The 7,824-nt window shown below is 73.4% G+C and carries 7 protein-coding genes and 3 pseudogenes; 6 read left to right on the top strand and 4 right to left on the bottom strand.

What is annotated here, in order from left to right:
- Positions 1-469: pseudogene (locus tag ACGFZP_RS27705) on the top strand (ROK family protein); the annotation flags it as partial.
- 183 nt (positions 470-652) lie between these two features.
- Here the strand turns inward: ACGFZP_RS27705 and ACGFZP_RS27700 are convergent.
- Positions 653-1,021 (bottom strand): annotated as a pseudogene (locus ACGFZP_RS27700) (SpoIIE family protein phosphatase); the annotation flags it as partial.
- 19 nt (positions 1,022-1,040) lie between these two features.
- On the opposite strand from ACGFZP_RS27700, the gene ACGFZP_RS27695 reads away from it, so the two are divergent.
- Positions 1,041-1,304 carry an RICIN domain-containing protein gene (locus ACGFZP_RS27695; protein ID WP_392938192.1) on the top strand — a complete coding sequence of 88 codons (264 nt, stop codon included), beginning with the start codon at positions 1,041-1,043 and terminating at the stop codon, positions 1,302-1,304.
- Positions 1,305-1,599: 295 nt separating this feature from the next.
- Here ACGFZP_RS27695 and ACGFZP_RS27690 read toward each other — a convergent pair whose 3' ends face one another.
- Positions 1,600-2,445, bottom strand: coding sequence for an SAM-dependent methyltransferase (locus ACGFZP_RS27690; RefSeq protein WP_392938189.1), 846 nt, complete (start codon positions 2,443-2,445; stop codon positions 1,600-1,602).
- Between the two features lie 503 nt (positions 2,446-2,948).
- Between ACGFZP_RS27690 and ACGFZP_RS27685 the strand changes: the two genes are divergently transcribed.
- From ACGFZP_RS27685 to ACGFZP_RS27670, 4 genes are read left to right on the top strand one after another with little or no spacing between them, the layout of a single operon-like run.
- A complete protein-coding gene (locus ACGFZP_RS27685) occupies positions 2,949-3,683 on the top strand; it encodes a FadR/GntR family transcriptional regulator (RefSeq protein ID WP_392938186.1) in 735 nt (244 codons plus the stop codon).
- A 35-nt stretch (positions 3,684-3,718) separates the two neighbouring features.
- Entirely contained in the window at positions 3,719-4,597 is an 879-nt protein-coding gene (locus ACGFZP_RS27680; protein ID WP_392938183.1) for an amidohydrolase family protein, read from the top strand.
- The gene (locus ACGFZP_RS27675; protein WP_392938180.1) at positions 4,594-5,145 is read left to right on the top strand and encodes a hypothetical protein; all 552 of its coding nucleotides are present in this window, start codon (positions 4,594-4,596) and stop codon (positions 5,143-5,145) included. Before ACGFZP_RS27680 ends, ACGFZP_RS27675 begins: the two co-directional genes overlap by 4 nt.
- Before the next feature lies 1 nt (position 5,146).
- Entirely contained in the window at positions 5,147-5,464 is a 318-nt protein-coding gene (locus ACGFZP_RS27670; protein WP_392938178.1) for a glycoside hydrolase N-terminal domain-containing protein, read from the top strand.
- 308 nt (positions 5,465-5,772) lie between these two features.
- On the opposite strand, the pseudogene ACGFZP_RS27665 reads toward ACGFZP_RS27670, so the two are convergent.
- Positions 5,773-6,148, bottom strand: a pseudogene (locus ACGFZP_RS27665) (transposase); the annotation flags it as partial.
- 1,218 nt (positions 6,149-7,366) lie between these two features.
- Positions 7,367-7,753 (bottom strand): VOC family protein, encoded by a 387-nt coding sequence (locus ACGFZP_RS27660; protein ID WP_392938176.1) that lies wholly within the window; start codon positions 7,751-7,753, stop codon positions 7,367-7,369.
- Positions 7,754-7,824 lie beyond the last annotated feature (71 nt).

Raw genomic sequence — 7,824 nt, 5'->3', positions numbered from 1 at the left:
GGGGCGGGGGGGGGGGGGGCCCCCGGGGGGCCCCGGGGGGGGGGGGCCGGGGGGGGGGGGGGGGGGGGCGGGGGGGCGGGGGCGGGCCCCCCCCCCCCCGGGCGGCGCCGCCGGGGCCGGACCAGGCCCGGGCGACCCGGTCGCCCTGCTGGCCGAGCGCGCGGCCGCAGGGCACGCGCCCACCCTGGCGGCGCTGGACCGCGCCGGGCAGGCGCTGGGCCTCGCCCTCGCCTCGGCCGTGGAACTCATCGATCCGGACGCTCTGGTCCTCGGCGGCGCCTACGCCGAACTCGCCGACTGGCTGCTGCCGTCCGTGCGCACCGAGTTGGCGGCCCGGGTCGTCGTGCGTCCGTGGGCCCCGGAGGCGCTGCGCCCGTCCGCTCTGGGGCGGCGCGGGCCGCTGCTGGGTGCGGCGCTGACGACGGTCCGCCGGATCATGGCGGACCCGACCCTGCTGCCCGTCGGCTGACCCGGAGCCGACGCCCGACGCCGACGCCCGACGCCCGGGCCCCGACCCCCTACACCCGACACCCGATGTCGAGGACGTTCCAGTCGGCCTTGAAGGCCGACTCGGTCCAGCGGGTGATCCCCAGATTCTCGTTGCGCGCGACCCACTCGGGGTGTCCCGGGCGGCGTACTCGTCGACCTCCTGCTCCTCCAGGCCCCAGGCTGCCAGCTGGTCGGCGGCCAGCCGCCTGGCGTGTGCCAGCAGTGCCGGGTCGGGCTCGATGTCCCAGTCGGCGACGTGGTCGGGATCCAGCGCGCGGGTGCGGGCGAGCAACAGGGCCGCGTCGTCGGTGCGGTGGTCGGGCAGGAGGGTCTTCAACGCCGTGTCGCAGAGCGCCTCCAACGAGGTGGCCGGCTCGCCCAGGATCCGGAGCAGGTCGGTGATCCCCTGCTCGGAGTCGCGCTCACGGCTCCCCACCAGCCCGTCGGTGTAGAGGGCGAGCAGGCTGCCCTCGGGCAGCTCGATCTCCGTCGCCTCGAACGGCAGCCCGCCGACGCCGAGCGGGGCGGGGGGCGGCCCGTACGACAACCTCGTGGCCCGGCACAGCGGCAAGTGCCTCGACATCGACCGGAACTCCGCCGTCGACGGCACACCCGCCCAGCAGCACACCTGCAACCAGGGCCTCAACCAGCAGTGGCGCCTCCAGGACGCGGGCGACGGCTACGTCCGCCTGGTCGCCCGGCACAGCGGCAAGTGCCTGGACGTCGCGAACGCCTCCGCCGCCGACGGTGCCCGCCTCATCCAGTGGCCCTGCGGCACGGGCGCGAACCAGCAGTTCCGGCGGCTCGTGGTGTGACGCGGCGGATCGAACGCCGCGGGGACGTCATGCCGGGGCGCCGCCGGCCCGCGGAACGGACATGGCGCCGGGTGGGGCGCCCGGCCGGAGCATGACGTCCTCCGGCCGGGCGCCCCCGGCGCTCACGGGTGGACGGCACGGTCCGTGAACCGGCCGGCCGGCCGACCGCCCGGGCGGCTGCGCCCCGGGCGGAGTCGTCCTCGACCGGCCGGGTCGAGGACGACTCGGGCTCCCCGGCCCTCGTCCGGCCGGAGGACCACCGACCGCACGATGCGACGGGCCACCTGACAAGCCACTACTGGTTCTTGATGGCGACACCCGCGTAGAACGACACCTGGGCGTCGGTGACCGCGTCCGGCAGCCGGTCGGCGGTGCCGTCCTCGTCCGGGCGCCAGCGGTGCGCGGGTACGATCCCCGGCTCCAGCAGCTCCAGCCCCTCGAAGAGGGTCTCGAATTCGGCGCGGGGCCGCAGCCGCAGCGTCGTGCCCGCCTTGTTGTAGATCTCCTGCACCATCGGCGCGCCCTCCGGGTCCAGCTCCGCCGTGGCGTGCGAGAGCACCAGCGCCGAGCCCGCCGGCAACGGCTTCAGGAGCCGCTCCACGATCGCGCGCGCCTCGCCGAGGTCCGTGACGAAGTGCAGCAACGCCACCATCGACAACACCACCGGCTGCCCCAGGTCGAGCGTCCGCGCCACCTCGGGGGCACCCAGGATGGCGTCCGGATCCCGCGCGTCGCCGTGGACGTACGCCGTCCGTCCCTCCGGCGTGCTGGTCATCAGCGCCCGCGAGTGCGCGAGCACGATCGGGTCGTTGTCCACGTAGACCACCCGCGCCTCCGGAGCCACCGACTGCGCGACCTCGTGCAGGTTCGGGGACGTGGGGATGCCCGTGCCGACGTCCAACCACTGGCGAAGGCCCCGCTGCGCCAGCGTCCGGGTCGCCCGCTGCATGAACGCCCGGTTCGCCCAGACCGCGGTCCGCATGGTCGGGAACACCGTGAGCACTCGCTGGGCGGCCTCGCGGTCCACCTCGAAGTGGTCCTTGCCGCCCAGGAACCAGTCGTACATGCGGGCGCTGTGCGGTATGTCCTGCCGTATGACGGTGCTGAGCGGCTTCTCCAGGCCCGGATCTTCCACGTTCATCGCCGCTGCTCCCCGATCTCTCCCCGCGGCCGTGCGACGGCCGGAAGGACGATATGACACTTGACGTATGGTCAGTAGTGTGACAGCTGGGGCGGGCAGGGTGCCAGTGCCGGCCGATCTCCGGCCTGCGGCGGTGGGTGCACCGAGGACCGGGGGCGGCCGTCGGCACCCCGGCGCCTGCCGCCGTAGACCATGAGCCGCCCGCCCGCCGTGCAGGTCCGTGTCGCACCGGTTCTCCACCGCCACCGGCGTCGGCCTCATCGTGGAGCTCGGCCGGGGGCGGCTGGAGGAGTCCGGCCCACGCAGGGAACCCCTGGCTCGTGAGCGGCTGCACTCAGGTCGTGCTTCCGGTTGAAACATGGGATGTATGTGCGGGAAATCCGGTCCGGGGCGTCCAGTGGGATGGCCGGAGCTTGGCAAAGCACCTGTTTGTGCATGGGGTTTGAGAAAAGGAGGGCTTCAAGCGTCTTCCAGGACATGGGATCTCCTGCTACGTTGATGCCGTGTCCCTGACCGACAGAGCCATCGCCCGAATCCGTCAGATGGTCGGGGAGGGCGAGCTTGCGCCCGGCTCGAAGCTGCCCCCCGAGCAGCAGCTTGCCGCCGAGCTCGGCCTGTCCCGAAACCTCATGCGCGAGGCGGTCAAGGCCCTCGTCGTGGCGCGCGTGCTGGAGATCCGGCGAGGCGACGGCACCTACGTGACCAGCCTCGCGCCCGGTCTGCTGCTGGAGGGGCTCGGCGGCGCGGTCGAACTGCTCCAGGGGGACACCGTCCTCGAACTCACCGAGGTGCGCAGGCTCTTCGAGCCGGTCGCCACCGCGCTGGCCGCCACCCGCGGTACCGACGAGGACTTCGCCGAGATGGCAAACCACCTGGCGGCCATGAAGGCCGCGCGGGACGACGTCGAGCTGCAGATCCGGCACGACGCGGCCTTCCACCGGGCCGTGGTCCGCGCCACGCGCAACGAGACCCTGGCCACGCTGCTGGAGCACATCTCCGGGCGCACCCTCCGGGCCCGGGTCTGGCGGGGGCTGGTCGACGCCGACGCGGCGGACCGGACCGCCGCCGAGCACCAGACGATCCTCGACGCCCTCACCGCCCGCGACCCGAACCTCGCCCAGGCCGCGGCCCTGATGCACGTCCACACCACCGAAGGCTGGCTGCGCGACCAGTTGGCCGCGGGCGCGGAGATTCCCGCCCCGCCGACCGGACCGCAGCAGGACCGGGACCGTACCTGATCATCCGTCGACCACCGACCGAGGAGCGACCACGCGTGAGAGTCGACGCGCACCACCACGTGTGGGACCTGACCCGGCGCCCGCAATCCTGGCTTGACGCGCCGGAACTGGCAGCCGTCCGGCGCGGGTTCGGGACGGCCGACCTGGCCCCCCGGGCCCGGGCGGCGGGAATCGACCGCACCGTTCTGGTGCAGGTCCTGCCGGATGCCACCGAGACCGAGGAGTTCCTCGCCCTGGCCGCCGCCGAACCGCTGATCGCGGGGGTGGTCGGCTGGGCGGACCTCACCGCGCCCGGGATCGCCGACACCCTCGCCGAACTGCGGCGAGGACCGGGCGGCGAGCGGCTCGTCGGCATCCGGCACCTGGTCCAGGGCGAGCCCGACCCGGCCTGGCTGGCCCGGGCCGACGTCCGGCGCGCACTGCGCGCGGTCGGCGACGCGGGGCTCTGCTACGACCTGCTCGTGCGGCCCCACCAACTGTCCGCCGCCATCGACGCGGTGCGCTCCCTTCCGGAGCAGCCGTTCGTCCTGGACCACCTCGCCAAGCCGCCGATCGCGCGGGGCGAACTGGAGCCGTGGGCCGGCCGGGTGCGCGAACTCGCCCGCGAGCCCAACGTCTTCTGCAAGCTTTCCGGGATGGTGACGGAGACCGGCCCGGACGGCTGGACCGTCGCCGAGCTGCGCCCCTACGCGGAGACCGCGCTCGACGCCTTCGGGCCCGAACGCATGATGTTCGGCTCCGACTGGCCGGTCTGCCTCGTGGCCGCCTCCTACGAACACGTCGTCAGCGCGGCGGAGGCGCTGACGGAACACCTCGATCCGCACGAGCGCGCCCAGGTCTTCGGCGGCACCGCGACCCGGGTCTACCGGCTGGACGAAGCGACGTCGTCCGGCGCCCGGAAGGAGCCGGTATGAAGGTCCGACTCGCCTACGGTGAGACCGGGCTCGACATCGACGTCGACCCCGCCGTCACCACGGTCGTGGAGCCGCTGCGCCACCCCGGAGCCGCCGACGAGACGGCCGTGCTCCGGGACGCGCTGCGCCCCCCCGTCGCCGGACCGCCGCTGCTGGACGCCGGCCTCGGCAAGGCGGACGTACGCGCCGTCAGCAGGCTGTGGTCCCTCCCGACCTGGGACAAGCCGGCCACCCCCTGCCTGGCCGGCCGCATCCGCTACGGCATCCCCGTCACCGGCCACCGCCTGGCCCGCGTCGACCGCGCCGAGACGGCGGCGCGCGAGGCGCTCAGCCGCGCCGGACTGCGGTCCGAGCAGCTGCGCGTGTGCGACCTCGGCGACACCGTCCGGGTCGAGCTCGACGCCGAAGTACTGGCAGAGGCAGCGCAGTTGACCTCCCTGACCGATGCGATAGCCGGAGTCGGCCTCGGCGCGGTACCCGTCGTGATCGACGGCTTCGTCTCCGGCCGGCTCAAGCACGAGCGGCAGCCCGCCGCCGGGGAGTCCTGACATGGGTACCGGCCCTTTCGGGCGCCGACCACCGCAGCGCCGTCGGTACCGCCCCCTGACCACGTTCTTCCGGCCCGTCCCCCCGGACCCCGGACCCCGCCGCACCCATGATCGGAACGACAACGTGCCCACGGACAGCCGGCAGCCCACCACGGACCCGCTCTGGTACCGGCGCGCCGCCGACGGCTTCCTGGAAGCGCTCCCACTCGGCAACGGCCGGCTGGGCGCCATGACGTACGGAGGCGGGGACGGACCCGCGTGGTGCGCGCGGATGGGGCGTCGCCGGAGGCGCGCGGCGCGGGGTCCGGACGATTGTTAGCGCTCACAAAATGCGAGAGCCGACTCCTCCGAATGCGGAGGGGGTGGTGGAGGCGACGGCTGCAGCGTCCATCACTTGGCATGCGCAGTCAACCCTTCTCGCAAGGGTCCGGGCGGGTATCGGGATCGGCGGCCTCGCCGACGGGCGGCGGGCCCGGACGGGAACATCGGGACCCCGGTCGGTGACCCCCGCCCGCCGGAGCGGGGCCGACCATCGCCGACCTGCGACGACCTGCGACGACCGGCGTCGGATCGCACCGGGTGAGGGCAGGTTGATGATCACCGTGCCGGGGTGGTCCACCGGTCCCGCCGCGAGGTCCGTGTGGGCGGGGTCCTGTCGGCGGTGAGTGCACGGACGTGCGATCCGTCCACGGCGCAGTCCTCAAGATCAAGCAGGTCGGCGCGGCGTAACTCGGTCGGTAGAGCGGGGTGAAGGCGTGGCCAGAGGCCAGGTTCGGTCCAATCGCGCAGTCGGCGCCAGGCCGTAACTCCGGAGCAACCGACGGTCTCAGCAGGGACGTCACGCCAGGCAACACCGGTCCACAGCACTTGGCAGGATGCCGGCGAGGGCCGCCCGGTCCGGGGCGCGTGGCCGGCCGGGGTGGCGGTGGCGCCGTTCGGGAGCGGACGGCAGCAGCGGAGCCACGCGCTCCCACAGGTCATCCGGAACAAGGCCAACACGCATCCGGATAGCCCGCGGCCAGGATCGCCGAGCGACCGGCAGCCCCTCTCATCCTGAAAGGATCAGCAAGGCCGACCATGGCCGAGCCGTTCCCTTCTCGACTGGCCTGCGCCTTGTCAGTACCGCCGACCCCGTTCGCGCAGGCGGCGGTTGCGCGCCGCTCGTCGTCGAGCTTCCTCCTTACGCGCCCGCTCGGCAGCCGCTCGGGCGCGCTCAGCTTCTGCATGCTTCCGCTCGGCTCCCGCTCGGGCTCGTCGCCGCGCCTCGGCGTCCGGGTCCTCGGCGTCCGGGTCCTCTGCGTCCGGGCCCTCTGCGTCCGGGCCCTCTGCGTCATACGGGGTCTGGAACCGCCTCTGCTCGTCGGACCGCGGAGGAGGTGGCGCGTCCGTCCGCCAGGCATGTCCGCCGGACTGCGGCGTGTCCTGATCGGCTCGCGCGTACGGCCCAGGAGTAGGCGGTTCGTCCCGACGCCCGGCTCGGCCGCCGGCGATCCACCGGCGCAACGCGACGCAGGCGGCCGGCGGCCCGAGGAACAGCGAGAGCAGCCACAGCATGACGACCGTGGACCAGAGGGTGCCGTGGGGTCTGGGGCCTGGCAGAAGCGACCCCAGCAGCACCATCAGCACGAACAGCGCCAGCCAGGTGGCGACGACCACAGCCGCCGCCCGAGCGGCAGCCACCACGTACCCCACAGCTCCCCCTCGTGGCAGTATCGGCATCGGAGCGCGCCCGCAACTGATCGCCTACCGTTGGTCGTTACTCCTGACGCAGCAGCACGCTCACCGTGTCCTACCCGCTCGCTGAGAGGTTATCTGCGGTTCAAGTTCGCCAAATGAACACGGGTGAGTGCCGACGGCAGCGACCTGGGGACACTCCGGCTCCCACCAGACTCGGCACGCGGGGGACAACGACTCAGAGCGTCCGACGTGGCGGCCGGCTCGGGCGCTGCCACCTCGATCGACTGCCGCTCCACCCGCAACGCGGGTCATCTTGGAACGGCCACCTAGCCGGCGCCGCACGTGTTCCGGCTGCTGGACGTGCTCGGCGTCGGCGACGTCGGCCGCAACCTCCTGACGACGGGCCGGAGTTGGCAGGCCTGGACCGCCCCCGGACGGGCCGCCGGCGAAGCGGGACGTACGCCGCCCCGGTGGGGACTGAGCGGACCGGCCGGGCGGGGCCGAGTGCAAGGCCCCGCCCGGAGGTGTGGGGTGCGGGCGGACGCTACTTGGCAGTGCGTTCGTTCAGGCAGAGGATGTTCCCCTCGCTGTCCTTGAACCAGGCCGCGCGCATGCCGTCGTCCTCGGCGACGCCGTCGACGGTCTTCAGGCCCGGGAAGTCGTAGTCCTCGAACGTCACACCGCGACCGCGAAGCGCCGCCATCTCGGCGTCGAGGTCGGTGACCTTGAAGCTGGCGAGCGTGTGGGCCGCCTGCCCGCCGCTGGGTGTCTCGTAGATGCCGAACTCCGTGCCGCCGCATTCGAAGCCGAGCTCCCGCGGGTTCTCCTCGGTGAGCTTCAGGCCGAGCGTGTCGGTGTAGAAGCTCTTGGCCCGGGCCAGATCGGTGGCCGGGATGATGGACACCAGTGGTGCGTCTCCAAGCATTTCCATCGCCTCCTCCCTCCAGGCTAGGTGCGCTGACGCCCGACCGCCCAGGGTGCCCGGTGACCGGATCCGGCTGT

It is taken from the genome of Kitasatospora sp. NPDC048239 (assembly GCF_043202015.1).
In the GTDB taxonomy this organism is placed as follows: Bacteria; Actinomycetota; Actinomycetes; order Streptomycetales; family Streptomycetaceae; genus Kitasatospora.
The sequence above is the reverse complement of the archived record's forward strand: the minus strand, read 5'-3'. Positions and strand labels throughout refer to the sequence as shown.